This window comes from Streptomyces panaciradicis (genome assembly GCF_023516615.1).
Classification (GTDB): domain Bacteria; phylum Actinomycetota; class Actinomycetes; order Streptomycetales; family Streptomycetaceae; genus Streptomyces; species Streptomyces panaciradicis.
Genome location: NZ_JAMGBF010000345.1, coordinates 1 through 369, shown reverse-complemented (window position 1 = coordinate 369; position 369 = coordinate 1). Strand labels below are relative to the sequence as shown.

The 369-nt window shown below is 64.5% G+C and carries 1 protein-coding gene; it reads right to left on the bottom strand.

Annotated features, from left to right (window positions below):
* Positions 1-369: GDSL-type esterase/lipase family protein (locus tag M8J74_RS44290; RefSeq protein ID WP_372500440.1), on the bottom strand; the 369-nt coding region annotated here is incomplete at both ends.

Sequence of the window (369 nt, the reverse complement as noted above, 5' to 3'; positions counted from 1 at the left end):
TTCAGCCATCATCTGTGCGAGGCGCTTCGACCCGTTCACACTGGGATGGGTGTGGTCGGGGGCGGCGTATGTGGTTTCGAGGAGGGAAGGGTCGGCTTCGGAGCGGATCGCTGCGTCGAAGTCAACGAATTCGTGCCCCGATGTGCGGATCCACTCGTTGACCGCAAGGCGGAAGTCTTCTCGGCCGCGGTCGCCCGCGAGATCCGGGGCAAGCGGTGTGACGGTGGTGAGAAGCACGGTGAGCCCTGCGGTCCGGGCCCGGTCGATGAGCTCTCGGTAACCGTCGATCAGCTGGGCGAGGGTCGGCATCTCGTCCAGTGGTGTCACTGTGCCCGGAAGGCTCCAGTCGTTGCTGTTGTAGGCGATCAC